The sequence below is a fragment of the Pontibacter sp. HSC-14F20 genome (genome assembly GCF_019599265.1).
In the GTDB taxonomy this organism is placed as follows: Bacteria; Bacteroidota; Bacteroidia; order Cytophagales; family Hymenobacteraceae; genus Pontibacter.
The window spans coordinates 91,341-116,094 of the sequence record NZ_JAHZTC010000008.1; the positions used below are offsets into that span (position 1 = coordinate 91,341).

Here is a 24,754-nt window from a genome sequence, read left to right on the forward strand (position 1 = left end):
AGAGCACTCAAGGCGAAAAGCTGTGGGTGCTCTTTCTTGTTAAAGATGTTGCTTTGCCATACCTCGCTCTGCCTGCCATACCCGCAAATTTCTATACCGCAGGCCACGGCTATACCTGATTCCAATTTCAGAAAAAGCAACTAGCAGCCAGCTACGCAGCAATAAGGTATAAGGTATAAGGTATAAGGTATAAGGTATAAGGTATAAGGTATAAGGTATAAGGTATAAGGTATAAGGTATAAGGTATAAGGTATAAGGTATAAGGTATAAGGTATAAGGTATAGCCCCGGCCGAATTGCTTTTTTTCTTGCACAGCTTTCTGTACTTTACCACTTTCATAGCCGCTATTCCTTAGCTTCGGCTAGTTCCATCAACCTGATAGCACGATGATCAAAAGAATCAAACCAATCTTATTGCCTGCCCTGATGGCGGGTTTGTTTTCTGCCTGCCAATCCTCCAGCCCTGAAACAGGAGAAGCCGGCGCCGAAAATGTGACCACGTTAACCACCAAAAGCTACGGCAACTACCTGAGCGCACTGGCCGCTGATGACATGGAGGGCCGCAAACCTTTTACTTCCGGCGAGCAGAAAACACTTGATTATCTGGAGCGGGAATTCAAAGCGCTGGGCGTGGAACCGGGCAATGGCGACAGCTATTTCCAGGAGGTGCCGATGGTGGAAGTGAACACTACTGCCAGCCCGAACATGATTATCAAAGGCAAGCAGCAGGAACTGAAACTCGAAGGCCGCAACGACTACGTGATCTGGACCCGCCGCACAGACGAGAACATTAATATCGACCCGACCGAGATGGTGTTCGCCGGCTTCGGTATTGTGGCCCCCGAATATAACTGGAACGACTACGCCGGTCTGGACGTGAAGGACAAGATTGTAGTGGTGCTGGTGAACGATCCGGGCTTCTACGCGCAGGATGCGGCTGTGTTCAATGGAAAAGCTATGACTTATTATGGTCGCTGGACTTACAAATTCGAAGAAGCCGCCCGTCAGGGTGCAAAAGGAGCGCTGATCATACACGACACTGAACCGGCTGGCTATGGCTTCCAGGTGGTGCAGAACAACTGGAACACATCCAAGATGTATCTCGACAGCCGTGGCAAAGAGACCTATCGTTGCGCCATGGAAGGCTGGATCACCACACCTATTGCCGAGAAACTGTTTGCTGCTGCAGGTATAGATTATAAGGCTGTACTAAGCAAAGCGCATCAGCCAAGTAACAAACCTTTCCCGCTCAACCTGCAGGCCAGCACTTCTATGAAAGTGAAGACCCGTTACGACAAAACTTCCAACTTCATTGCCAAGATCACCGGCAGCAGCCGTCCGGACGAGACCATCATCTATACCGGTCACTGGGACCACCTGGGTATAGGCAAGCCCGACGCAGCTGGCGACAGTATCTATAACGGAGCCGTGGATAATGCCAGCGGGGTAGCTGGTTTGCTGGAGATCGCCAAAGCATTTAAGTCCCAGCCGGTGCAGCCAGAGCGAACGGTCGTTTTTCTGGCTGTAACCGCGGAGGAGCAGGGACTGTGGGGCTCGGCCTACTATGCCGAGAACCCGGTATTCCCGAAAGAGAAGACGGTTGCCAATATCAACATGGACATGATGAACCCTTACGGAAAGACAAAAGACGTGGTGCTGTACGGTATGGGCCAATCCGAATTGGAGGATTATATTACAGTAGAGGCTGAAGCGGCAGGGCGTTACATTGCGCCGGAAGAGAATCCGGAGGCGGGTTTATACTACCGCTCTGACCACTTCAACTTTGCCAAAATAGGTATACCTGCTTTGTTCATCGGCCCGGGTGTCGACCTGGTAGAAGGCGGCAAAGAAGCAGGCAAGAAGAAGCTGGACGAGTACTACGCCAACTACTATCACAAAGCAGCCGACCAAATGCACCCCGATTACAAAGTGGATGGAGTAGTTGAAGATTTGAAGCTACTCTACCAGGTAGGCAAGCATCTGGCTGGTTCAGAAGAGTGGCCGCAGTGGAAGTCAGGATCTGAGTTCAAGGCGGTACGTGATAGTTACATGAAAAAATAACTAAAGGCTGTGCGTAGGTATAGACGTACAGCCTGTATGATTAAAGATGCACCTACATCCCCAGGATGTAGGTGCGTTTCTTTTATTCGCCATAATAGAACTTCGGAGATATTTAATAGGGAATTAACCTTAGAGAAACTATATTTAACTTAAATTATACCTGAAGCTCTTTTACTTATAAAATTCACGGATGGCAAAGACAAACTTAAGACACTTATTCCTGGTACTTTTCCTTTTATTGAACGGGCAGGCATTTGCTCAGGTAAGTGTACAGGTAGGTGAAAAAGCACCAGAAATACAGATTACTAACTGGATTAAGAATGCTCCTGCTGATAAAGACCTGACAGGCAAAAATATAGTACTGGAGTTTTGGGCAACCTGGTGCGGTCCCTGCATTGCAGCTGTACCCCACATGAACGAGCTTCAGAAAGAATTTAACGCGGCAGACCTGTATTACATTTCCATCTCAGACGAGCCCGTTGAAAAGATAAAGAGAACATTAAATCGCGTTGATTTTCACTCCATAGTTGTAACAGACGAGAATGGTCAGACCCACAAAAACTTTGGCGATGCCCAAAAGGGCTTGCAGGCAATTCCCCTGACGATACTGATAGATAAGCAGGGAATCGTGAAATGGATCGGGTTGCCTAATCAGTTGACCAAAGAAGTAATGACAGCCTTTTTGAATGGCCAATTGGTCGCCGAGGCCCCAACTGCAACCAATATTCACGCTATTGTACCAATAGAGGCAAAAAGTGACGATACAGTAAAGAAACGATTTGCTAGCCTGATGTCGCTGATGAAGGACAAGGAAACAACTTTTTACTTTACGATGCAGGAAAACCAGGGGGCACCGAAGTCAAAAATGGCGATAGGGACGCAGATTATGGAAATGAAAGCACATACCCTCGAAGAAATTTATGCGCAGGTATTGGGTATAAACAGCTCCAATATGGAGATACCTGCTCTTTTTAAGGAGAAGAAATTTGATGTACTTTATAAGAACAATAAAGGCGATGCCCAGAACCTGCTAGACCTGGAGCAGGAGATGTTGAAAGAAATAAACCTGGTTAAAAAAGTACAGCCAGTTAAGGTGAAAGGCTACCAAGTTTCGGTTAAAAACAAATCCCTGTTGGAGAAAACGATGGGAGAGGAGGGGTTCGCTGCTAAATCGGACGCCGACGATAAAACACTATTCACGGCCTACACCATCCAAAGCACCTTAAAGGAGCTTTCCAAAGTGCTGTCTGTGCCTTTTCAATATACTGGCGATGACGAAGCGAAGTATGATTTCATCATTAAAACGAATTCTGCCAAAGAAGTAGTGAATAGCTTGAAATCGTATGGGTTAAATGTTTCAGCCAAGACCATGAAAGCAGAGCAAATAATACTGGAGTCAGGCAACTAACATGGTCACTTTGAGCGCTTTTTCAAGTGTGAAGGTATAGGGATTAGATTGATACTGGAACATAAACAAAACGGGCGCCTCACCAGCGCCCGCTTTGTTTATGCCTTTTGTGAATCCACTATTGTTTTACAGCAGTAACAATCCCTTCTCCCTAAGCTCAAACCAAACCGGCGAGGCCAGAAACTCCGTGAAGTTCAGGTGCGCGTCCAGCGGGTAGGTTTCTTCCAGTTGCTTCAGCGTTATGCTCGGCGCATCTTCGGAAGCCAGTAGCGTGAGTTGTTCCAGGAGCCACTGCCCGATGTTGGCGGTGGTTTTGATCTGGAAATCCTCTGCCTTCTCATAGAAAGTCAGCACACAGCGTTCAATGGTCTGGCCTTTCTTGGCGTACATCATAAAGTCGATCTCAGGTACATTGCCCAGCCAGAAAACACGTGCCAGTTTGCGCTCACTGTCTGGTTTGGCAGGTTCCTGTATGGCGTTGGCAATCAGGTCGCGGTCAATGGTCACGCGCGGTACCTTGAAGTCGAACCAGAAAGACAGCGGCTCTTCCAGTCCCACGCCGTGCATGAAATTGTAGAGCGCCTTGGCCAGTCCCGGGCCGAACATTTCGTGATCGGTGCCCTGCGGGTCGTCGTGCCAGAGGTCGTTGTTGGCAAAGGAACCTTCCGGCGGACCAACTTTCACTACGCCAAACTTCTCCGGGTGCTTGCCTACCGGGCTGTGTGCCGTCATACTAAAGCGGTGCCAGTAACCGGACTGTATCACGCCGGTCAGGAACAGTTGTCGCACCACTTCCAGCGAATCGATGGTTTCCTGAGCCGTTTGAGTCGGAAAACCATACATCAGGTAAGCATGCACCATAATGCCGGCCTGCGTAAAACCATCGGTCACACGGGCTACCTGCGCAATGCTCACACCTTTCTTCATCAGGTCAAGCAGGCGGTCCGAGGCTACTTCCAGACCACCCGAAACGGCGATGCAGCCTGAAGCTGCCAACAGATGGCAAAGGTCAGGCGAAAAGGTTTTTTCGAATCGGATGTTTCCCCACCAGGTAATTTTCACGCCGCGACGAATCAGCTCGATGGCCAGGTCGCGCAGGGCGGCAGGTGGCGCGGCTTCGTCTACAAAGTGAAAGCCGGTTTGGCCGGTTTGGGCAATAATCTGTTCAATGCGGTCGACCAGCAAAGCAGCCGGAGCTGTTTCGTAACGGGAAATATAATCGAGGGTGATGTCGCAGAAAGAGCAGCGTTTCCAGTAGCAGCCGTGCGCCACGGTCAGCTTGTTCCAACGGCCATCGCTCCAGAGGCGGTGCATCGGGTTGATCACATCAATCACCGAGAGGTACTCTTGCAACGGCAGGTCGCTATAGTCGGGTGTGCCGACTTCGGTATGCGGAATATCTTTGTCGAGGCAGCCGTTGATGTAGTCCACTTCGCCGTTCTGTAGCAGGAAGGTGCGTTGCAGAAAATCCAATTGGCGCTCACCTTGCAGGTATTCCAGTAGTTTCAGCCACGGGCCTTCGCCATCATCCAAGGTCACAAAATCGATGTACTTGAACAGACGGGGCTCCCGGAGTGTGCGCAGCTCGGTATTGGGGTAGCCACCTCCCATCAGGGTATGGATGTGCGGGTATTTTTGCTTGATGTACTGTGCCAGCCGCAGACCGCCATACAGGTTGCCCGGGAAAGGTATAGAAAAACCCACTACATCTGGCTGCACCTCCTGCAGGCGCTCTTCCAGCAGTTCCAGCAGTAGCTGGTCTACCAGGTTCGGCTCCTGTTGCAACGACTCTTCCAGCGGATCAAAAGAAGTAGCCGACAGAGCCAGTTTCTCGGCGTATCGACTGAAGGCAAAATAAGGGCAGATTGTTTCTTTGATCAGATCACCCAGATCCTCGAGGTATAGCGTGGCCAGGTAACGGGCACGGTCCGTGATGCCCATGCTGCCAAAAGCCCAGTCGATGTCCTCTACCTGATCGAAACGGGAGGCCTCGGGCAGGTAACGGCTGTAGCTGATCTGCTGGGCCAGGGTTGTGTCCTTGTTCTGTAAAAAGCGGATGACCGGCTCGATGGTGTTCAGGTACTCCCGCTTCAGCCGCAGGATGCGTCGGCTGTTGTCTGACAATTCAAAATCGCCTGCTTCCACCGCCTGGAAAATCCTTGACAAACCATTTCGGGTGAACATGCGCAATACCAGCTCAATGCCAAAATCAGCTTGGGTAACAGAATAACCCTGACCTGCGAGAAAGCCCTTGATGTAGGCAGTGGCAGGGTATGGCGTGTTGAGCTGCGTGAGCGGCGGTGTGATGAGCAGTATGGTGGGCTTCTTCAAGTCTCGGGAATCTTAAAATAACAAACGCCCCACAGGGCGCGGACTACAAAACTACTGATTCTGTAGCGCTTTCTAAACAGATGTTGTCAGGTTAACAGTTCTGCTCCGAACAGGGTTCAGTATAGAGGCATTGGGAATGAGGAGATTAGATCTGATCACCAATCAGGTTGAAAAAATTATGCACTAATGCGATATTGAATTATATAAATCTATTTTTATATTCTTATATTTGCATTATTATCATCTATAGTTGAATGCTTCTGGGCGTAAAAGCCAGGGTTTAATTGATGAAGACAGATCTCATGAATTTAAAGACCTGGAGCAATGGCTTGTGATGGTGTAAGTGTTTCAATTGTTCCCCAAAACAAAAGGCCCGCGGTGTTATCGCGGGCTTTTCGTTTGTAAGAGATATAGCTTATGTGAGGCAAACAAAGTTCTGTTTCAGATTTATCAATTCTATTACTTCACATTCTCCAACCTTTTTACTGCCTTCCATGAAAAACCCGCGGGTGCCGACTATTATTTTGTTTCTGTGATATTCAGTCTTTTCATCTGCTAAAATCCACATCCTTGCAGTTCCATACTTGGATACTGTCAAAGTAGGGTCGGTGATTATATTTCCACTAAAATCTTCGAATTCTGGGTAAATTATGAAAAGCATTCCTTTAGGATGTGCTGGATGTTCATACCAGAAGTCCCACCTTATCCCTTGATTTGGGAGATTATACCTTCCTCCTTCTTCTTGTGAAAAGATGGTATACGTGACCCTGAAATCAGGCTTTCTCTTAAATATTTCTTCATAGGGCCTATACATTACTTCTAACTGCCATGTAAGATATAGCTTTGCTTAACTGAGCAGCTGCGACGTTTTATTGACTAGGTAATTTGCCCCGGGCACAATGGCCAGCACAGTGCCTGCCACCAGCACAAACAGCACTACAAACATACGAAGCCAGTTTATAAAGAAGTTATCGGCAAAACCGAAGGTATAGAGTTGTAGGGCGGAGGCTATGAGCAGGCACAGCAGGGAGATGACCAGCAGCTTGCGTTTGAGCGCCGGGTTCAAGAATTTCTTTTTCATAGCAGACCAGGTATAGCCGCAAAGTTAAGGTATAGCCGGGTTACTGCATCATCAGGCGTGGCCTTTTTGTGCTTCGGCGTCCGAGCTGTCATCCTTGGTATGGTGCGGATCGTTTGCGCCTGTGCCCTGCGGCGGCGGCGTTTGCTTTTCGGCCGCTACTTTTTTTGTGTCCGACGACATTTCTTTGGAGCTCTTCTCCTGATCCGACTTACTTTTCCCGTTCATCATGTCTTCAAGTTGTGGTATGCTATGTCATACGGCAAAACTCTGGTTGATGTAGCTTTTTTTAACTCTAATTGTAGGGTGGTCGTACATTAAAGAGCTATACCCTGAGGAGGTATTGCACTTTGAAAATCTTAAACAGAAGAACTATGAAATCGATAAAGACAACGGCTGCTGTGCTGGGCGTATTGCTAGGTATAGGTATGGCATCCTGTAACACGGGCACCGACCCCGGTGAGACAAATACGGAACGCAGCGATTATGAACGCACCGAAGAAATGGACCGCAGCAGCATAGACAACGACACCACCGGAAATTACGAGGACATTTACGAAGGCCGTGAAGGCACCGCCATCGGCGACAGCGCCTACAACCAGGAAGGCAAGCGCGATAAACGCTACGACGAAAATCTGAAACCGGATCCGAACCAGTAAGCTGGCTCAGGTATGGAAACACAACGCCCGGCGCTCTGTTAGTGAGCGCCGGGCGTTGTGTTTTTCAGGAAAGGTAATTATTACCGGAATAGAAACCCGTTCGGAGCTATACCTACCCGGAAGGAATCTACAGCAGCGCCGCTCTGCGGATTGTAACGCACTACCCAGCCATTGGAAGCATAGTCGGTTGCTTTGCCGGCGTAAATGGTGCCGCTAGTAGGTTCCACACCCAATCCATTGAAACCATAAGCTACATAAGTGCCCCGGTCGATTAGCGGCTGAGAAGCCAGTGAAGTCGCGTTCACATCCTGTACCCATACCTTGTTGTTGAACACATAGTAGAGTTTATCGCCGTTCAGGTTTGGTGTGAGTTTGCCCGGAGCCGGTGCGTTTTGGCTGAAGGTAAGCGTAGCCACTACAGAGTTGCTGGTCGGGTTGATTTTAGCAAGCGAGCCAGGTGTGCTGCTCTCTTCACTCACCGACCAGTCAACCGGGTCATAAGCTTTTATACCCCGGCTGCTCACCCAAAGCATATTGTTACGGTCCAGGGCCAAGCTGTTGGGGCCTTCATTTACGGCAATAGTAGTTTCGATGGCGTCTGTCGCGGTGTTGATGACCGTTACGGTATTTCCGCCGTTGTTCGCTACATAAAGTTTACCACCGGCTATTACAATCTGCTCCGGCTGCACGCCAACCGTAATAGTTTTAGTCACGGTATTGGTTTTCAGGTCAATTACGGCCACACGACCGTTGCTATATACAAAAGTAGCGGGGTCATAACCCAACCACTCGGTTACATAAGCCTTGTCATCGTTCAGGGCAGCAAAATAGCGGGGAGCTTCCAGTCCGGCAATCTCGCCTTCGGCCTTTAGGGTCTGAGCATTGGTCACTACCACCTTGCCGCTGTTATTCATCACCAGGTATAGCTGGTCGCCGTGTTGTGTCATGTGCTGCAATACATCACCCATTACAAGCGGAGCATTCACTTTCTTGAACGATTCATTTTCCACTGATTTGCTGCCGTGGCTGTAGAAACTCACCGACGCATTTGATTTGGTCATGGCGCCTTCGTTAGAGATGAGCACTCCATTGCGGGCATATTCTCCGGCGGGGCCAGTATTGTTATCATCGTCACAGCTAGTAAAAGCAAGCGCGCCTAAGGCAAAAGCCGCGGACAGAAAATAGCTGCGGAAACAGGTAATTTTTTTCATGTTGTTGAAAGGTATGGATATGAAATTAAGGTATAACAAAGCGTAAGCCGGCAGTCAAGCTGCGCGGAGGCATCGGCACATTTTCGAGCACGGTATAGGCGCGGTTAGTTACATTATCACTGCGCACCGAAGCGATAAACTGATACTGACCAAGGGTGAATTTTTTATGAACAGCGAGGTTGAGCAAGGTATAGCTTGGCAGGCTACCGGCATTACTGTTGTCGGTATAGCGAAGCCCTGTATGCGTCAGGTTACCAAGCATTGTCCAGGTGCGGAAGGAGAGGTCGGCACCTAACTGTACTTTATGCAGCGGCACCTGCGCGATTTGCCGGTTCAGTTCCTGGGTTCCTTCGTAGGCTTTCACCTGCTCAGAAGAGGTATAGGTATAAGCACCTGTGGCAGCGAGTTGCCAATCGCCGAACGAGGTGCTGGCGCTGCTGCTAAGTTCTATACCTTGGGAACGTACTTTCTGCAGGTTGCGGGGAGTCCAGAAGCTGGACGTGACAGGCATCCACTGTATCCAGTTGTCTACGAGCATGCGGTAAACAGACAGTTCAGACTCAAGTTGCACACGACCCCAGGTATAGCGGTGGCGCAGCCCGGTTTCATAGCTCCAGCCCTGCTCCGGTTTGATATCCGGATTGCCCCCCGGTTGCCAGAAGCGCTCATTCAGCGTCGGTACCCGGTAGCTGCCCGATACATTGCCTTTCAGGTATAGCTTGTGCTCGTTTTGTTCCAGCAGCAGCCAGTTGGCACCCAAGGTAGGGGCAGGAGTGGGGTTATAGCCTTTCACAAAAGCCTGGCGCAAATTCAGGCTCAGGTCGAGTCGCTTGCTCGGGTCGTAGCGGAAAAGCAGGAAAGCAGAGGCGCGGTCTTCGGTTACCTGTCGGCCATATCCCTGTACATCGGCCTCGAAGTGCTGTAGATTAAGGCCACCCCGCAAACTCCAACGGCGGGCATAGGTATAGGTCTGCTCGGCCTGCACCTGGTAGGTGTTGATGTCGGTGAGGGAGTTGTTGCTGTTGTCGGTATAGCGGAGATAATCGTTGAAGACGGCTGCCCTCACGGTTGTTTCGCCCCAGTTGCTGCTGTGGTTAAGCGCTGTCATCAGGCGCAGGTTGCGGTCGATTTGTTTGGCGTTGGTGTTGGCTGCGCCTAAGGCTGGCGGCACTTCGCGGTTGGCGTAGGTATACCAGCCGTGCAAAGCCAGACGGGTATTGGGTGAGAGTTGCCAGTTTACATCTTGCGTAAAACCATGCTGTGCTACCTGCGCCTGGTCCTGCCGACGAGTAGGCGCCCCGATGCGACCATAATCCCGGAAAAAAAAGTTGTTCTCTGCCGCCAAATAATACCCACCTAAAGCAACAGATACCTTTTGGCCACTGTAACGGGCACTGGCACTGGAGAAGTAACGCCCAAAACTACCGACCTCCTGCAACACTTCCGCACCAAAGCCCGGCTCTTGTTGTGTTGGAGAGTTAAGTAGAACAGCTCCGCCAATCGCGCCACTGCCATACGTAGCACCTGCCGCTCCGTGCTGCACCGCTATACTCCCGATGCTGCTCAAAGGCAACAAGGACATGTCGCTCAGCCCCAAAGCAGGCTGACTGATGTTGAGTCCGTTCCACAGCACGGCGGTATGTGTCGCACTGGTACCCCGGAAGGAGGGAGTGGAAATGCCACTCGGTCCGTTCGTTTTCAGAAATACCGGCGTGCGGGCCTGCAGAGCATCTGCTATTGAACCGGAGGCGTATGTGCGGATGAAACTGCTGTCGAGGGTGCTCACGCGGCTGCCAGAGGCAAAAACCTCAGCGGGTTTGCCAAAAATCTCGACGGTGCGCAGGTGGTACAACGTAGTATCCTGCTGCGCAAAAGCAGAAGAAGTTATACCCAGCGAAAGCGCCAGGCACGATAAAAGACGGTAGTGAAACTTTGCCACGTATACGCTTGCTTAAATCCCGAAGCATGCAGGCAGGTATAGGGCAGGAACAGCGCGCGCAGGTATAGCGAGGCCGTGCAGCTTTTTACCCGAAAGCATACGACAATTTTGGTCGAACTGGCAGGTCTCCTGGCTCTCTTCAGGTCAGCCAGCCTTCCCATGCGTTGTGCGGCACAGTGGCGGTGGTTTGGCTCACCCTTTTTTAAGAAGATTACAGTTGCGGGAACAGCATAGGTATCTCACCTATTTCCCTTTTAAGGCTTTGCGTTGGATATAACAAGGCCACCAATCTGAAGGCAAAGGTATAGAATAATTATGAATGAGTAATAAATAATGAATAGCGAACGCAGGTTTATGAGGGTGAGTACCGAGTAACCCGATTTCGGTGAGTAGAAAATAAGTAATGAACAACAATGCGGGATAACGGGAATGGTTGGCTGCAGCGGTTACTTCACGTATACCTGTTCATCATTTGCCTGCAGCGGACATTTTTGTAAGGCGTATACTCAATTAATTACTCAATCATCATTACGCATTGAATCCGTGAAACTCAACAAAGACTTTTATACCCGGCCGGATGTCGTGCAAGTGGCGCAGGACCTGTTGGGGAAGTACCTGTATACGAACCACGATGGCATCCTCACCGGCGGCATGATCGTGGAAACGGAGGCGTATTCCGGCACGAACGACAAAGCCTGCCATGCCCACATGAACCGCCGGACGCAACGCACCGAAATTATGTACCACGAAGGCGGCGTGGCCTATGTATACCTGGTGTATGGCATCTACAACTTGTTTAATATCATCACTAACATAGAAGGAAACGCCGACGCCGTGCTGGTGCGCGCCATCGAACCAATAGAAGGTATAGAAGAAATGCTGCTGCGCCGCAACATGGTCACGCCAAAGCCTAACCTGACCGCCGGACCAGGCGTGCTCAGCATCGCCTTAGGTATAAACCGCAGCCACTACGGCGCTCCCCTCACCGGTGGCACTATTTGGGTAGAAGACAAAGGTATAGCCATACCTGCCCAAGATATAGCTATTGGCCCCCGTATAGGTATAGATTATGCCGGCGAAGATGCGCTGCTGCCCTGGCGCTTCTGGCTGAAAGGTAACAAATGGGTGAGCCGGAAAAAGTAGCTTTACTTTGCTATACGGGCTTTCTGGAAGGTATCTGTAAAATGTTGGACAAACAGTTTCGTATACTTCCCGCTCGGATCCAGGTCAGGGTCCAAAATGGTAATTTCTATCCCAGTGGCTTTCGGACTGGACAAAAGAAGGTATAGGATACGGTCAAACTCCTCGTAGCTCAGCCCACCGGGAGTCCGGCTGTCAACGGCTGGCATGATCTCGTCATCCAGGACGTCTACATCCAGGTGAATCCAGAATCCATCCAGGTTATTAATCTCTACCATGTTCAGGAAAGAGTTCACGCCCTTATCTATACCTGTCTCACGAAGTAAATCCAAGGTAAAGTAAGTAGCCTGTGAGTCCCGTAGTATTTGCTCATATTCGTCATCGTACTCACGGTTGCCTACACACCAAACATATTCTTCGCGTATGTATGGCGACTGCCCCTGAATGTCAGTAAGCTTCTTGGGACCTCGGCCGGCTGCAAGGGCTGCTGCCATACCTCCGGCACCTCCGGTACCAGATTGTGGTGGTTCAATAAAGTCTGTATGCCCGTCCAGGTAAAACAGCGCATAGTCACCTTTTTGTTTTAAGGCGAGTGCGTTTCCGATCAGAATACTGCAGTCCCCGCCCAGGATCAATGGAAATTTCTGTTCAGAAAGCACCTCGTTCAGGAGCTTCGCTTCTTCCCGGGCATATTGTGCAAGCGCATCTGCATTCAGCACCGCCGATTCCAGATCGTGGTGCATGCGGTAGGGAGGCGGGGGAAGTACCCGAGTAGCTTCTGGCTCTATTAGCTGATGAAAATGATGCTGGCGTAGCCATTCCGGTAGTTTCCTGACACCTGGCTCGTGCCCCTGCGAAGGCTCTTTCAGCCCAAGATTAGATGGAAACTCCAGAATCGTAACGCTATTCATCTTTTTGGTTTTATATGGTTTGGCAAGCAGACTTTATCTGAACCACTTATACAAAGTACGAAGATGAGTGCCTAATGATGTAGCTGCTTTTTCTCTTCCAGCCACCGCATGCGGTAAGCGTTCATGGCAGTTGTGCCTAGTTTGTTGATGAGCCGGTAATTAACCACAGCTCCGATTGGTGCTCCTACAATAGGTATGAGCTGCGCCATCTTAGCCAGGTCGATGTGGTCGCGGTACTCCTGCTGAAACGTGCGCCAATCAAATTGGTGGATGTCTTCGGGAAGGTGCTGTGCCTGCTGCTGCCAGTGCTCAATCTGTAGGTATACCTCCCGGCGGCGCTCCTGGCTGCTAAAGGCAAGCTGAAAAATGTGGAGCAGGTATACGCGCTCCCGGTAATCATCGGCAGAATAGCCATAGAGCGCGGCTATCTCAAAAAGCATTTTCAGTTTCAGGCCCAGCAGGAGCGGGAAGTCCGCCATACCTAACAGAAAGCCGCCTGCTCCGGTAATACCTCCTTCTGCGGCAGCTGCTTTTCTATAGAAATTTATGCGTTCCAGCACGATGGATTCGGTGAGCTGCAGAGAAGTAAAAGGATAAGGCTTTCTGGTGGTAAGCTCAGACCCAAAAAGCACGGCACGCACCATCTGCTTTATAGTGGCCGTAATAGCCTGATGCACCTTCTCGGGAATGTAGCTGTTAATCTTGTCCTGCATACGCTTCGCCAGCTTATTGACCAACGAAGGTCTGCCGCGCATTTCATGTTGCCAGTTTCTGAGTTCATGTATAGCGTGCTGTTCGTATGCAGTCATGGATTGGAGGATGTAACAGGTATAGATACGAAATGGCCAGCCACAACATACAACTGCTGTGGCTGGCCTAATATACAGATTATCATTCTGTTTTTTGTTCTACTGCCTTTGGTTCTTCTGCTCGTTGTCGGTGCGGGCCTGTGGCGTTGGGTTATTAGAGCCCATTTTCCCCACTGCGTCCTTGTGCAGGTCGTTACCTATATCTTTTTTAGAACCCGACTTGCCTGTGTTGGACTGCTGGTTTTCCGGCAGATTCTTATTTTCTTTCTCGTTTTTCATAGTTTTAAAATTTCAGTTTGATTACAAAATGAGTCTCATACTCAGTTTACGAAGCCTTGTAGCACTGGTTGATGCCAACAGAAAAGCCCGCAGCAGTTGCCACGGGCTTTTCTGTATTATATGCAGCTAAACTATATTAGGAATTATCGTTGCTGGAGCCTGAATTGCTGTTATTCTTGTTGCTCTGGCGTCCTGCTTCTGCATGTCCCTCAGAGTCGCCATGCCAGCCTTTACCTTGGTTCTGACTGCTGCTCCTGGCCTGTGACTGGTTGCCACTTCTGGCCTGGGTTTGTCCACTCTGCGATGAGTTGCTGCTCGAAGAGGATGAACTTTCGTTCTTATGGCTCTGTCGACCGGCTTCTGCATGACCTTGCGAATCACCGTGCCAGCCCTGGCCCTGGTTGCCGCTTCTTGCCTGCGAACCCTGATTGCTCTGTCCCGAAGGATTGTTCTGAGAACGTGAAGTGCTCTCAAACTCACCGGACTCGTTTCTAGGCTGATTCTGATTATTGTTTCTATTCTGGTTCTGATTTTGATTTAGGTTGTCTTCGTTCTTACGATTCATGTCCTGATTCTCTTCATTATTGCGTTTCATAGCTTTCGTGTATTTAAATTAAACATACTGTCGCCGTGCCAGACGGGACTCTCTGTTTTACGAGTTAAACTTTTAACAGTTAGCAATTTAGCCCAGTCGATATAGGCATAGGTATAGCAATAAAACCGATTTTAACTAGTATGGGTATATAGCACTACAGAAGTATAACAGCGGATGTATGTAGTTGTGCCTGAACAGCTTGAGAAGCTGAAATGCCAGAGAGAACCAAGTGTTGGCTTGGACTATACAAAGAGGAAGAAAAACGAAAATACCTTAAATATTATGAAAAAAAATTAGTTGGAAGGGAGTACCGCTTTGTGGCAATAAATCACTAAAGGCTTTTGGTGCATATCTGTTGTAAAGAAAAGATAGTCTTCGCCACCTTCTTTTATACCTGTCTTTTTGCGGATATCGGCTACCGACTCCAGAAAATTGCGAACCGTTATGTTAGCCTTGCGTTGCGGCAACCTGGCTAAAATCTCTTTCTTATTATAGCGCCCTATACCCTGGCAGACAAACGCGCGGCCCGGAAAATCAGGTATAAGCTGATCGGAGGTATAGAGGTGACTGTTGGGATGGAGCTTGTAAAGCCCAAACTGACTGGCCACACTGCGGTAAGCCCCTGATTTAAGTATAGCTGAGTTGGGTTCGTAAAGGTATGTCTTTGGGTCGGCAAAGATGACGGTCGCCTGCTCTTCCTGTTCTTTAGTAAAGGTAAGCGTCTGTATACTGCCGTCAGGCAGTAGGTTGACGGACTGGCGCTCGGGGTTAGCAGTTGCCCGGGGCTGTAGCAGGTATAACACTTCCTTGCACTCGTTGTGCAGCGCGATCACCCATACCTTCGCCACAGCGCCCAATTGTTCGAGCGCAAGCTCAATATCGAGCATGGGGGATGTTTTGAGCAGCACTGCGTTCGCCTTTTCAAACAGCACCGGGAGTAATTGCAACACATCTGGTTCACAATCTTTCAGCAGGTGCACCTTTTCGTGTCTTTCGCCCCGCCGCGCCGGATCCAGGTACAGCACATCGGCGTGGCCGGTAAAGTGTTGCAAAAAATGCTCAGTCGTGGTATTAACCGTTTCGATATTCGGGACACCCAGTAATTTGAAATTATAAGCGGCTATTTCTGAAAGCGCGCTGTTCTGCTCTACGTGCACCACCTGCTCAAATTGCTTTGCAAAAAAGAAACTGTCCACTCCAAAACCGCCTGTCAGGTCAACGAGTAGTTTACCCTTCACTAGTGAAGCTTTAAAAGCCGCTGCTGGCTCCGAAGAGGTCTGCTCTACTGACACCGCCGTTGGAAACACCACATCCGAATTTGCCGCCCAGGTCGGCAATTTATCAGCAGCTTTTTGCCGCGCCTGGATCTGCTTGACCAGGTCAGTAACCGGCAGCTGCGGGTAACGGCTTGCCTGCAGCATCAGCTCGGCGGGGTTACGATGCTGGTGCTGCTGTATAAAATCTTTCTCTTCCGGAGTATAGTGCTTCATGGTGCGCTGCAAAGGTACAAATTTAATCAGCCCTGTTTTCTTTCATAAAAATTGGCCATCCGCAAACAATCCTTATGCCTGCTGGTTGTATACACAGCTAAAAGAAACTTTTACTAAAATAATTTATCAGAATACTATGAAGAAATGGATGAAAATCATGATGCTGGCCATGCTGCCGGTTCTGGTGCTTACAAGCTGCGATGATGACGATGATGATATGGCCGTTATCGAAAGTGCCAATGTAATGGTGGTGCACGCCTCACCTGACGCACCGGGAGTCGATCTGTTGGTGGATAATAACAAGGTAAACACAGCTGCCCTTACTTTTCCTAACAACACCGGCTACCTCGAAGTGCCAGCTGGCCGTCGCAATGTAAAAGTGAATGCCGCAGGTACCAGCACAACAGTGATAAACGCTAATCTAGATCTGGAGCGCAACATGAACTACTCTGTATTCGCGATTAACACTTTGAGTAATATCGAGCCGTTGGTCTTGATGGACGACCTGACTGCCCCGGCCTCCGGAAATGCGCACGTGCGTTTTGTGCACCTCTCGCCAGATGCTCCGGCAGTGGATATTGCTGTAACTGATGGACCAGTGCTGTTCAGTAACAGTTCGTTTAAACAAGCTTCTGCCTTTACTCCTGTGCCAGCAGGTTCATATAACCTGGAAGTACGCCTGGCTGGAACCGAAACCGTAGTGTTGGCCTTACCAAATGTACAAGTGAGCGGCGGCCGCATCTACACTGTTTTTGCAAGAGGCTTTGTGGCGCCACCGGCAAGCAATACAAACTCACTTGGTGCCGAAATAATCATCAACCGATAACTGCGAAGAAGACTATACCTATAAGAAGCCTGTGCCATTGGCACGGGCTTCTGTATTTAACAGGAAACTAAACTGCTTGATTTTCAGTTGAGTAATGCTCTTCTATTGAAGATGAGGGATAAATTTTGTAATTTTGTGCTTCCTTAAGAAAAAAGTAGAATATGATCGATACAACACTCAAGTACAAAGTAAAAGATATTTCGCTGGCCGAGTGGGGCCGCAAAGAGATCAGATTGGCAGAGGCCGAAATGCCCGGTCTGATGGCTATCCGTGAAGAGTATGGCCCAAGCAAGCCACTGGCAGGTGCCCGTATCGCCGGCTGTCTGCACATGACCATCCAGACTGCTGTGCTTATCGAAACATTGGTAGAGCTGGGCGCTGAAGTAACCTGGTCTTCCTGCAACATCTTCTCTACGCAGGACCATGCCGCCGCTGCCATTGCCGCTGCCGGTATCTCTGTGTATGCCTGGAAAGGTATGACGGCCGAAGAGTTTGACTGGTGCATTGAGCAGACTTTGTTTTTCGGTGAAGACCGCAAACCACTCAACATGATCCTGGACGATGGTGGTGACCTGACAAACATGGTGCTTGACAAGTATCCGGAACTTGCTGATGCCATCAAAGGACTTTCTGAAGAAACAACAACTGGTGTTCACCGTCTGTATGAGCGTGTGAAAAACGGCACATTGCCGATGCCTGCTATTAACGTAAACGACTCGGTTACTAAGTCGAAGTTTGATAACAAGTATGGCTGTAAAGAGTCGTTGGTAGATGCAATTCGTCGTGCTACAGACGTGATGATGGCCGGAAAAGTAGCTGTTGTAGCTGGCTACGGTGACGTTGGTAAAGGTTCTGCTGCTTCACTTCGTGGTGCCGGTGCCCGTGTTATCGTTACAGAAATTGACCCAATCTGCGCCCTGCAGGCTGCTATGGATGGCTTTGCGGTGAAGAAAATGGTTGATGCTATAAAAGAAGCTGATATCGTGGTAACCGCTACTGGTAACAAAGACATCATCTCTGAGCAGCATTTCCGCAGCCTGAAAGATAAAGCGATCGTTTGTAACATTGGTCACTTCGACAACGAGATCGACATGGCCTGGTTGAACGGTGCTTACGGTCATACTAAAGACACCATCAAGCCGCAGGTAGATCTTTATAATATTGATGGCAAAGACGTTATCGTGCTGGCTGAAGGCCGCCTGGTGAACCTGGGTTGCGCGACTGGTCACCCTTCGTTTGTAATGTCGAACTCTTTCTCGAACCAGACACTGGCTCAGATCGAGCTTTGGACTAACGCGGATGCCTACGAGAACAAGGTATATACCTTGCCGAAGCACCTCGACGAGAAAGTAGCCCGTCTGCACCTAAGCAAGATTGGCGTAGAACTGGATGAGCTTCGTCCGGATCAGGCCGCTTACATTGGTGTAGAAGTAGAAGGTCCTTACAAGCCGGAATACTACAGATACTAATCTTAGGATTCAAGGTATAAACAAGAAAGCCGGGGCATCTGCTCCGGCTTTTCTGTTATGGCAACTTTTACTTGCCCAATTGCTCCGGGTTTACACAAAGATTGCCAGACAAGTAAAATATTTAGGCTGTCCTTTCAATTAAAGTCAGGGCAAATATCGCTTTTTGGCAGTTTCTATCAGATAATATTAAAGCGCGACATCAGCGCCTTTTTGTAGGATTTTCCAATTGGAATATCGCCTTTAGAGAACACGACCGCGTTTTCCTCCAGAGCTTCTACTTTGTCGAGGTTAGCGATGTAGGAACGGTGCACCCGCACAAAATTGCTCGACGGCAGCTTATGCTCCATGTCTTTGAGGGTAGAACTGACAAGGTACTTCTGATCCACTGTAACGATAAAAGAGTAGTTGTCATACGCCTCCACCCAGAGGATGTCGCTGTAATGTACCTTGATGATACGATGCTTTACCTTTACAAAAATGTAATCGGTTTGCGGTTCCGCTTCCTTTGGTGCTTTGCCACCACCATTATCAACTACTTTTTGGCCGGAACCGTGCTTGTAAAGAGCCAGCTCAATGGCGGAGCGCAGGTTTTTTTCGTCGAAAGGTTTAGCCAGAAAGCCATCAGGTTCCGTTTTTTTTGCTCTGTCCAGCGTGTCCTTGTCTGCGTAGGCGGTCAGGTAGATAAATGGAACGTCGAATTCTTCCCGAATTTTAGAGCCGATTTCTATACCATCTATATCCCCTTTCAGGTTCACATCGAGCAAAACCAGGTCTGGTTGCATGGTTCGGATTATGTCAAGAGTGTTCTCACCGGAGTCGATGGCACACGTCTGGTAACCCAGCTCCTCTAAACAAGCCGCCAGGTCTTCTGCGATAATAATTTCGTCTTCCGAAATAAGGATCTTTGGTTTCGTCATAGCATTAAACTCATACGTAAAAGTAGCAACTTACGATGCCAAAACAAAATACAATATTGATTTTGTACCATTATTGTTTTGGAACTCTATATTACCGCCAAGTTTTTTGGCGAGTGATGAGACCAACTGCAAACCAAACGACTTCTTTCGGCGCTCTTCAAAGTCAGTTGGTAAGCCGATTCCATCATCATGCACTGTCAGGGTATAGGTGTTGTGCTGTTGTGGTCTCAGGTATACAGCAACCTGCCCGTACTGGTTTGGGAAAGCGTATTTGATGGAGTTGGAAACAAGTTCATTGACAATCAGCCCCAGTGAAAGTGCTGTATCAGCCTCCACCATGGTCGTCGGGATGTCGAGCTTAATTTTGATGTGCCGTTCTGTTGTGCCGTAGGTAGCGCATAAGCCCTCACATATATCCTGTATGTAGGCATTCAGGTCTATCGAAGCCAGATCCTCGTGTTGGTAAAGTCGCTCATGCAAAATGGCCATCGACCTGACCCGCCCCCGTACAGACTGCATTACCTCAAGGGCCTTGGGATCCTGCACATGCCGGGCCTGTAGGTTGAGCATACTCATGATGATCTGCAGATTGTTCTTCACGCGGTGATGGATCTCTTTCAGCAGAATTTCCTTCTCCCTATTTTTTCCTTCCAGGAGCTGTGTGCGGTGCTGTACCTTTTGCTCCAGCAGGCTATTGAGTTTTACCAGGCTTCTTTCGCGCAACCTTACCACGCTGATGGTAGCACCGGTGGCAATGAGTACCAGCAAGACGATAAACCATTCCCGCCGCCACACCGGAGGCACGATCGTGAAGGTATAGGTGAGCGGGCTTGGAGTCCAGTAGCCATCGCTGTTAGCAGCCAGCAACTGAAAGGTATAGGTGCCTGGATCGAGGCTGGCGTAAGTGGCAAATGAGTGATCTGTGACAGCTGACCAGTTGTCGTCGTGCCCTTTGAGCCGGTAACGGTAACGCACCCGGTCTGGTGCCGTTAGCGAGATACCATGAAAGTCGAATGTAAGGTGATTTCTGTTGTGCGGAAGCCGCAGGTTAACCGGGAGCCCGGTAGCTGAGTCGGTGGTATAGCCCAGGCTTGACCAGTCAGTAGGCTTCAGAAAGAGCATGATATCAGCCAGAATTGTATTCGGGTATACCTGGTTGCGGCGGTCCATGTCGGGCAGGTACATGGTTAGGCCTTTGGCTGTGGCAAACCATACGGTACCGTCAGGCGTTTGCGTAATCCCCCTGTTACTCACTTCAAGGCCCCTGAATCCTTCCTGATTTGCATAGGATCGGATGCTCAGGCGACCCCGGTCATGGAGCTGGTCGAGTTGTACTTTTAAAACGCCCCGGCTGGTACCAACCCACAGGTGGTTAGTATTATCGACGAACAAACTTTTTATACCTTCGTTGGGGAGCCCGTTCCGGGAGTTGTATACCTTGGGAGCCTTCCATTTGTCATGCCAGGCCATGATGCCGTAATTAAAGCCGCCAAAATATAGCGTGCCTGACTCATCTTCTGCGATGGTTAAGATCGCCCGAAAACCTGGCTCTCCCAACCCTTTCGCAGCAGCTATCGTGTTGTTCTCGTATTGGAATACCCCTTTTTCAGCTCCCATCCATATCCTTCCGCTTCTGTCGCGGTGCAGGGCATGTACTTTACCTGTAAGCTGCGGCTTGTGCAAGAGCTTTATGCGCTGTTGATTCGATTGAAGTATAGCCAATCCGGCCGCTGTGGCAAGCAGCATGTCTCCATTTTGCAAGGGCATGGCCTGGTATACCTCAGCTGAGGGTAAGCCCTGCGCTGTGCCATAATGCGCTACCTTGCCTGGCCCCAAGCGGTATAGCCCTTTGCTGGTACATACCCAAACATCATTTTGATGGGCTACCCACATACTATGCAGGGTGGTGCCTTTTGGCCAGATGTTGGTCTCTAGCCAGTTCAGAATGCCACCCTCCATAAATGCGGCATAACCATCGTCGGTACCCAGCCATACCCTGCCTTGGGTATCCTGTGCCAGGGCAGATATCACGGGTTCCTTTACCTGCCCCATGTCAAAAAAATGTACGAACCAGGGGTTCCGGTATTGCATAAGCCCATGACCGGTTGTGCCGATCCAGATATTGCCTTCACGGTCTGTTGTAATGCAGTTTACTCGGTCCGTGCGTAAGCCACTATAGCGGGTCAGGTGCTGAAACTCCTTGCCGTCGTATTTGAGCACGCCATTTAAACGCAGACTCAACCATTGATGACCGTAATTGTCCGTAGTAAAGTCTCCTATGTTAGGGCTTACTATACCTGCCGGTAGCTCAAATTCCTCCAGCTTGTCTAACCTGAAAGTTGCCACCCCGTCAGCTGTTCCAATCCAGATGGTGCCGTCAGGTGACTGGTCAAGTGCATTGATGCTGTTGTAGGGCAACTCACTGTTAGCTACAGTGTAGTTGCTTATCCCTTTAGCATTTAGTCTGTATAGGCCCTGCGAGTCGCTTCCTGCCCAAAGCTCATTTGTAGCTGTAAAGAGTATGTCATTGTAACGGATAGCTGGTAAGTCGGTGTGCTGCGCAAATCTGTTTTTGGCCAGGGAGTAAACGCCGCTGTCTGAAGCAGCCCAAATAGTGCCCTGGTTGTCTTCTGTTATACTGTAGATACCTCCGGGTGGCAATCCGGCTTCCAGGTCATACACATAAAAACTGTTACCTGTAAACAGCATCAATCCTTTGTCAGTTGTCCCGATCCAGATACGGTTCCGGCTGTCAAGCAACAGGCAGCTTATACTGTTGCTGCTCATGCCATCCCGCTTGGTATAGGTATGAAAAGTAGACCCATCAAAGCGACTGAGGCCTCCGAGGGTGGCGACCCAAAGCTGTCCTTTGTGATCCTGCAGAATGTGGTTTACCTGCGATTGGGGCAAGCCCTGCTCCAGCGACCAGTTTCGGAAGTTGAACTGCTGCGCCTGTGAGTGGAGCGAAACTACCAGCAAAATTAAGAGAGCAAGGGGGCGCATCCGAAAGCAAGAACATTAGAGAGAACAATACATAAAGCTAATATATTTTGTAATAAAAAATAGCTTAATATTTATATTACTGTAAAGTTTAATATTTGTTGCCTCTCCGCTATACCTATTGTTATAACGTTGTCTGGGACATAGGCTGGGCTATGTAAAAGAGATGCCTATACCTACTGAGCAATAACCAGTCAGCAGGTATAGGCATCAATCATATGGAGCTTGTTTACTAGTTTGGGAGGTGTTTGCCGATACCGTTAGGGCAGAAGGTACTTTTATCAGTAATGGCTTTTTCTAATATGGTATCGTTAGCGGGCAGGCTCTGGCGTGAGTTTTCCTGGTGATGCAGGTGGTATGCCACGCCGCCGAAGGCAAGGTTCTGTCGTTTGGTGCCACTATTGAGCAACCGGACAGCAAACTCGCTGTCTTCACGTCCCCAACCCACAAAGTCCTCATTAAAGCCATTCACCCGAATAATGTCCTCCATCCAGAAGCTCATGTTGCAGCTCTTGATAGACGCGATGCCAGTTTTGTCTTTGCTGAAAAGTCTTGACAGAAAAGGCGAATTAGTAGCGTTAAACCTGTTCGTTATACCTGCAGAAAAGGGAGAGAAAGGAGCAGGACCGCGGTTAATCAGGTCCTGGCTCAGCTCAGGACTCAGAAGCACGCGCTTGCCCTGCGTGAAATAACCTTTGCGGGCCGCCCGGCGGTGACCCTTTAAAAAATCGGGGTGCAGCACCATATCGCCATCAATGATCACCACATACTCGCCAGTTGCCATCGCGATGGCCCTGTTTCGGCTCTCAGCAGCCCTAAAACCTATGTCTTCCTGCCAGCTATGCAGCAATGGCACCGGCGATTCCTTCGCCATGCTCTCTATAAGGGCACGTGTATCGTCACGGGAACCATCATCGGCCACAATAATTTCGCGTGGCAGTTCGCTCTGCCGGAAGGCACTCTTCAAAACAGTAGCAAGCGCTTCTTTCCAGTTGTAGGTGGTGATGATCAGGCTAATGCCCAGGCGCTGGTTTTCTTCGTGCAGTTTCATGTATTTGTAAAAAGTGCCGTTGGCGTTCGAAAAGGAAATGGCCATACCTTCATACCCATACAGAAACCCGCGCTGCAGCACATAGTTCCTGAAAAGCGAGAAAGCCCACTTGAAATAGCTTTTGGCAGGAGAGGAGCTTTTGTGAAAACGTTTCTCTTGGGCAAAAAGAGTCGTGTAATGGTCCATCTTGGCGATCAGCTGCGAAATGCTGTTGAAAGAGAAATGGTCCATGGTGCCTTGTAAGGTATGTATCTGCAATCCATCTGTCTGAATGTACTCGTGTACGGGCAGGTCGGCAAAGCGGGTAGTGCCTTTGTGGTAGAGGCGCAATACATAATCGTTGTCCCAGCCACAGGCCTTGATGTGCTTTTTGCCGTAAAAGTTGTGGCGTAGGAAGCTATATACCTTGTGGGTGTCGCGGAGGTCGAGTTGCAGTATTTCTTCCGTTAGCTCAGAGGAAAGCACCTCGTCGCTGTCAATAGAAAGGACCCACGGGTGGGTAGCATGCTGCGCGGCCAGGTTCTTCATCGGTCCAAATCCGAGAAAAGCATGCTCTACGATACGCACATTCGCAAAGCGGGCGGCGATAGCCAGTGTTTCGTCCGTAGAGCCATTATCGAGTACCAGTACCTCGGCAAAGCGATGCAATGCGTGCAAGCATTGGGCAAGATGCTGCTGGCTGTTTTTAGTGAGAACGGTAACGGATATGGCTTGGCTCATGTCTGGAAATACCCTGAGTGGTTAGAACTGCAAAATTAAGTTTTAACGCTTAAATCAATTAAAAAAAGCTCAGGAACTACTGAAAGTACGGAAATTCCGTATGTTTCTAATAAAGAACAGAACGAGAGTGGGTAAATGCCCCTGTTCTATACATGCCGATGCAGATCCATGCAACCCAAATGCGGCAAGGGAGGTATGTAATTAAAATTTCTATATTTGCGTATAATTACGCGATTACGACTTTATAAATTACAAAATCAAGTCAAATGAGCGAGCAAACAGGTAAACAGTTGAGTAAAGAGGAAAAAGACGCCCGGTTCGAGGCGGAGTTGCTGCCTGTGCTGGATCCTCTGTACAATTTTGCCTACAGGCTCACCCTCGATGAAGATGATGCCAATGACCTGGTGCAGGAGACATATCTGAAGGCTTATCGCTTTTTCGATTACTTTGAGCAAGGAACTAATGCAAAAGCCTGGCTGTTCCGAATCCTGAAGAACTCTTTCATAAATGAGTTCCGGAAAAAGAGCAAGCAACCTGCCAAGGTAGACTATAGTGAGGTCGAGGGATACTACAATTCGGACGACGTAGAAGGCGAGGGCGGCGTAGCCTCCACCACCGACATGCGCACCGAAAGTGTACAGGACCTGATTGGCGACGAGGTGGCCAGCGCCCTAAACGCATTACCGGTAGACTTCAGGACAGTGATCATCCTTTGCGATCTTGAAGGCTTCACCTACGAGGAAATGGCTAAAATTCTGGATATACCTATCGGTACCGTGCGCTCTAGGCTGCACCGAGCCCGTAACTCTTTGAAAGAGAAGTTGGAAAAGTATGCGAAGAGCATGGGATATAACAGTTAGA

At 49.3% G+C, this 24,754-nt stretch carries 22 protein-coding genes and 1 riboswitch; of the genes, 7 read left to right on the plus strand and 15 right to left on the minus strand.

The window, feature by feature from the left end; genetic code table 11:
- Positions 1–39: 39 nt before the first annotated feature.
- Positions 40–339 (minus strand): hypothetical protein, encoded by a 300-nt coding sequence (locus K3G39_RS09715; RefSeq protein WP_220625995.1) that lies wholly within the window; start codon positions 337–339, stop codon positions 40–42.
- Between the two features lie 47 nt (positions 340–386).
- Here K3G39_RS09715 and K3G39_RS09720 point away from each other — a divergent pair, with 47 nt between their 5' ends.
- Positions 387–2,060: a M28 family metallopeptidase gene (locus K3G39_RS09720; protein WP_220625996.1), complete on the plus strand. Its 1,674-nt coding sequence runs from the start codon at positions 387–389 to the stop codon at positions 2,058–2,060.
- 190 nt (positions 2,061–2,250) lie between these two features.
- Positions 2,251–3,468: a TlpA disulfide reductase family protein gene (locus K3G39_RS09725; protein WP_220625997.1), complete on the plus strand. Its 1,218-nt coding sequence runs from the start codon at positions 2,251–2,253 to the stop codon at positions 3,466–3,468.
- 126 nt (positions 3,469–3,594) lie between these two features.
- On the opposite strand, the gene K3G39_RS09730 is transcribed toward K3G39_RS09725, so the two are convergent.
- From K3G39_RS09730 to K3G39_RS09745, 4 genes are all read right to left on the minus strand, one after another.
- Complete coding sequence (locus K3G39_RS09730) at positions 3,595–5,799, minus strand: radical SAM protein (protein WP_220625998.1); 2,205 nt, start codon at positions 5,797–5,799, stop codon at positions 3,595–3,597.
- Between the two features lie 415 nt (positions 5,800–6,214).
- Positions 6,215–6,613, minus strand: a complete 399-nt coding sequence (locus K3G39_RS09735; RefSeq protein ID WP_220625999.1) for a hypothetical protein — start codon at positions 6,611–6,613, stop codon at positions 6,215–6,217.
- Positions 6,614–6,646: 33 nt separating this feature from the next.
- Positions 6,647–6,880, minus strand: coding sequence for a DUF2798 domain-containing protein (locus K3G39_RS09740; protein ID WP_220626000.1), 234 nt, complete (start codon positions 6,878–6,880; stop codon positions 6,647–6,649).
- 51 nt (positions 6,881–6,931) lie between these two features.
- Positions 6,932–7,108, minus strand: a complete 177-nt coding sequence (locus K3G39_RS09745) for a hypothetical protein (protein ID WP_220626001.1) — start codon at positions 7,106–7,108, stop codon at positions 6,932–6,934.
- A 143-nt stretch (positions 7,109–7,251) separates the two neighbouring features.
- Between K3G39_RS09745 and K3G39_RS09750 the strand changes: the two genes are divergently transcribed.
- Positions 7,252–7,536: a hypothetical protein gene (locus K3G39_RS09750; protein WP_220626002.1), complete on the plus strand. Its 285-nt coding sequence runs from the start codon at positions 7,252–7,254 to the stop codon at positions 7,534–7,536.
- Between the two features lie 80 nt (positions 7,537–7,616).
- On the opposite strand, the gene K3G39_RS09755 is transcribed toward K3G39_RS09750, so the two are convergent.
- Both K3G39_RS09755 and K3G39_RS09760 read right to left on the minus strand, forming a co-directional pair.
- Positions 7,617–8,747, minus strand: a complete 1,131-nt coding sequence (locus K3G39_RS09755; protein WP_220626003.1) for a DUF5074 domain-containing protein — start codon at positions 8,745–8,747, stop codon at positions 7,617–7,619.
- 25 nt (positions 8,748–8,772) lie between these two features.
- Positions 8,773–10,686 carry a TonB-dependent receptor domain-containing protein gene (locus tag K3G39_RS09760; protein WP_220626004.1) on the minus strand — a complete coding sequence of 638 codons (1,914 nt, stop codon included), beginning with the start codon at positions 10,684–10,686 and terminating at the stop codon, positions 8,773–8,775.
- A 101-nt stretch (positions 10,687–10,787) separates the two neighbouring features.
- Positions 10,788–10,991, minus strand: a riboswitch (cobalamin riboswitch).
- 238 nt (positions 10,992–11,229) lie between these two features.
- On the opposite strand from K3G39_RS09760, the gene K3G39_RS09765 reads away from it, so the two are divergent.
- Entirely contained in the window at positions 11,230–11,829 is a 600-nt protein-coding gene (locus K3G39_RS09765) for a DNA-3-methyladenine glycosylase (RefSeq protein WP_220626005.1), read from the plus strand.
- Positions 11,830–11,831: 2 nt separating this feature from the next.
- Here K3G39_RS09765 and K3G39_RS09770 read toward each other — a convergent pair whose 3' ends face one another.
- The 5 genes from K3G39_RS09770 to K3G39_RS09790 form a co-directional block, all read right to left on the minus strand.
- Positions 11,832–12,737: an arginase family protein gene (locus tag K3G39_RS09770; RefSeq protein WP_220626006.1), complete on the minus strand. Its 906-nt coding sequence runs from the start codon at positions 12,735–12,737 to the stop codon at positions 11,832–11,834.
- Between the two features lie 71 nt (positions 12,738–12,808).
- A complete protein-coding gene (locus tag K3G39_RS09775) occupies positions 12,809–13,546 on the minus strand; it encodes an EcsC family protein (RefSeq protein ID WP_220626007.1) in 738 nt (245 codons plus the stop codon).
- A gap of 99 nt (positions 13,547–13,645) precedes the next feature.
- Entirely contained in the window at positions 13,646–13,825 is a 180-nt protein-coding gene (locus K3G39_RS09780; protein ID WP_220626008.1) for a hypothetical protein, read from the minus strand.
- Positions 13,826–13,961: 136 nt separating this feature from the next.
- The gene (locus K3G39_RS09785) at positions 13,962–14,420 is read right to left on the minus strand and encodes a hypothetical protein (protein WP_220626009.1); all 459 of its coding nucleotides are present in this window, start codon (positions 14,418–14,420) and stop codon (positions 13,962–13,964) included.
- A 293-nt stretch (positions 14,421–14,713) separates the two neighbouring features.
- Positions 14,714–15,910 (minus strand): class I SAM-dependent methyltransferase, encoded by a 1,197-nt coding sequence (locus K3G39_RS09790; RefSeq protein WP_220626010.1) that lies wholly within the window; start codon positions 15,908–15,910, stop codon positions 14,714–14,716.
- A gap of 136 nt (positions 15,911–16,046) precedes the next feature.
- Here K3G39_RS09790 and K3G39_RS09795 point away from each other — a divergent pair, with 136 nt between their 5' ends.
- Both K3G39_RS09795 and ahcY read left to right on the plus strand, forming a co-directional pair.
- On the plus strand, positions 16,047–16,736 hold the full coding sequence (locus tag K3G39_RS09795; RefSeq protein ID WP_220626011.1) for a DUF4397 domain-containing protein: 690 nt from the start codon (positions 16,047–16,049) through the stop codon (positions 16,734–16,736).
- 161 nt (positions 16,737–16,897) lie between these two features.
- Positions 16,898–18,205 (plus strand): adenosylhomocysteinase, encoded by a 1,308-nt coding sequence (gene ahcY, locus K3G39_RS09800; RefSeq protein ID WP_220626012.1) that lies wholly within the window; start codon positions 16,898–16,900, stop codon positions 18,203–18,205.
- A 176-nt stretch (positions 18,206–18,381) separates the two neighbouring features.
- On the opposite strand, the gene K3G39_RS09805 is transcribed toward ahcY, so the two are convergent.
- The 3 genes from K3G39_RS09805 to K3G39_RS09815 form a co-directional block, all read right to left on the minus strand.
- Positions 18,382–19,122, minus strand: a complete 741-nt coding sequence (locus tag K3G39_RS09805; RefSeq protein ID WP_220626013.1) for a LytTR family DNA-binding domain-containing protein — start codon at positions 19,120–19,122, stop codon at positions 18,382–18,384.
- A gap of 30 nt (positions 19,123–19,152) precedes the next feature.
- Positions 19,153–22,125 (minus strand): two-component regulator propeller domain-containing protein, encoded by a 2,973-nt coding sequence (locus tag K3G39_RS09810; RefSeq protein WP_220626014.1) that lies wholly within the window; start codon positions 22,123–22,125, stop codon positions 19,153–19,155.
- A 229-nt stretch (positions 22,126–22,354) separates the two neighbouring features.
- Positions 22,355–23,893, minus strand: a complete 1,539-nt coding sequence (locus tag K3G39_RS09815) for a glycosyltransferase (protein ID WP_220626015.1) — start codon at positions 23,891–23,893, stop codon at positions 22,355–22,357.
- A gap of 266 nt (positions 23,894–24,159) precedes the next feature.
- Here K3G39_RS09815 and K3G39_RS09820 point away from each other — a divergent pair, with 266 nt between their 5' ends.
- Positions 24,160–24,753 (plus strand): sigma-70 family RNA polymerase sigma factor, encoded by a 594-nt coding sequence (locus K3G39_RS09820; protein ID WP_007653448.1) that lies wholly within the window; start codon positions 24,160–24,162, stop codon positions 24,751–24,753.
- Position 24,754 lies beyond the last annotated feature (1 nt).

Coding starts and splice junctions, on each gene's coding strand:
- K3G39_RS09815 (WP_220626015.1), bottom strand. CDS start 23,893: ATGAGCCAAGCCATATCCGTTACCGTTCTCACTAAAAACAGCCAGCAG.
- K3G39_RS09810 (WP_220626014.1), bottom strand. CDS start 22,125: ATGCGCCCCCTTGCTCTCTTAATTTTGCTGGTAGTTTCGCTCCACTCA.
- K3G39_RS09790 (WP_220626010.1), bottom strand. CDS start 15,910: ATGAAGCACTATACTCCGGAAGAGAAAGATTTTATACAGCAGCACCAG.
- ahcY (WP_220626012.1), top strand. CDS start 16,898: ATGATCGATACAACACTCAAGTACAAAGTAAAAGATATTTCGCTGGCC.
- K3G39_RS09780 (WP_220626008.1), bottom strand. CDS start 13,825: ATGAAAAACGAGAAAGAAAATAAGAATCTGCCGGAAAACCAGCAGTCC.
- K3G39_RS09750 (WP_220626002.1), top strand. CDS start 7,252: ATGAAATCGATAAAGACAACGGCTGCTGTGCTGGGCGTATTGCTAGGT.
- K3G39_RS09770 (WP_220626006.1), bottom strand. CDS start 12,737: ATGAATAGCGTTACGATTCTGGAGTTTCCATCTAATCTTGGGCTGAAA.
- K3G39_RS09755 (WP_220626003.1), bottom strand. CDS start 8,747: ATGAAAAAAATTACCTGTTTCCGCAGCTATTTTCTGTCCGCGGCTTTT.
- K3G39_RS09715 (WP_220625995.1), bottom strand. CDS start 339: ATGAAAGTGGTAAAGTACAGAAAGCTGTGCAAGAAAAAAAGCAATTCG.
- K3G39_RS09775 (WP_220626007.1), bottom strand. CDS start 13,546: ATGACTGCATACGAACAGCACGCTATACATGAACTCAGAAACTGGCAA.
- K3G39_RS09735 (WP_220625999.1), bottom strand. CDS start 6,613: ATGTATAGGCCCTATGAAGAAATATTTAAGAGAAAGCCTGATTTCAGG.
- K3G39_RS09725 (WP_220625997.1), top strand. CDS start 2,251: ATGGCAAAGACAAACTTAAGACACTTATTCCTGGTACTTTTCCTTTTA.
- K3G39_RS09740 (WP_220626000.1), bottom strand. CDS start 6,880: ATGAAAAAGAAATTCTTGAACCCGGCGCTCAAACGCAAGCTGCTGGTC.
- K3G39_RS09795 (WP_220626011.1), top strand. CDS start 16,047: ATGAAGAAATGGATGAAAATCATGATGCTGGCCATGCTGCCGGTTCTG.
- K3G39_RS09785 (WP_220626009.1), bottom strand. CDS start 14,420: ATGAAACGCAATAATGAAGAGAATCAGGACATGAATCGTAAGAACGAA.
- K3G39_RS09805 (WP_220626013.1), bottom strand. CDS start 19,122: ATGACGAAACCAAAGATCCTTATTTCGGAAGACGAAATTATTATCGCA.
- K3G39_RS09720 (WP_220625996.1), top strand. CDS start 387: ATGATCAAAAGAATCAAACCAATCTTATTGCCTGCCCTGATGGCGGGT.
- K3G39_RS09745 (WP_220626001.1), bottom strand. CDS start 7,108: ATGATGAACGGGAAAAGTAAGTCGGATCAGGAGAAGAGCTCCAAAGAA.
- K3G39_RS09820 (WP_007653448.1), top strand. CDS start 24,160: ATGAGCGAGCAAACAGGTAAACAGTTGAGTAAAGAGGAAAAAGACGCC.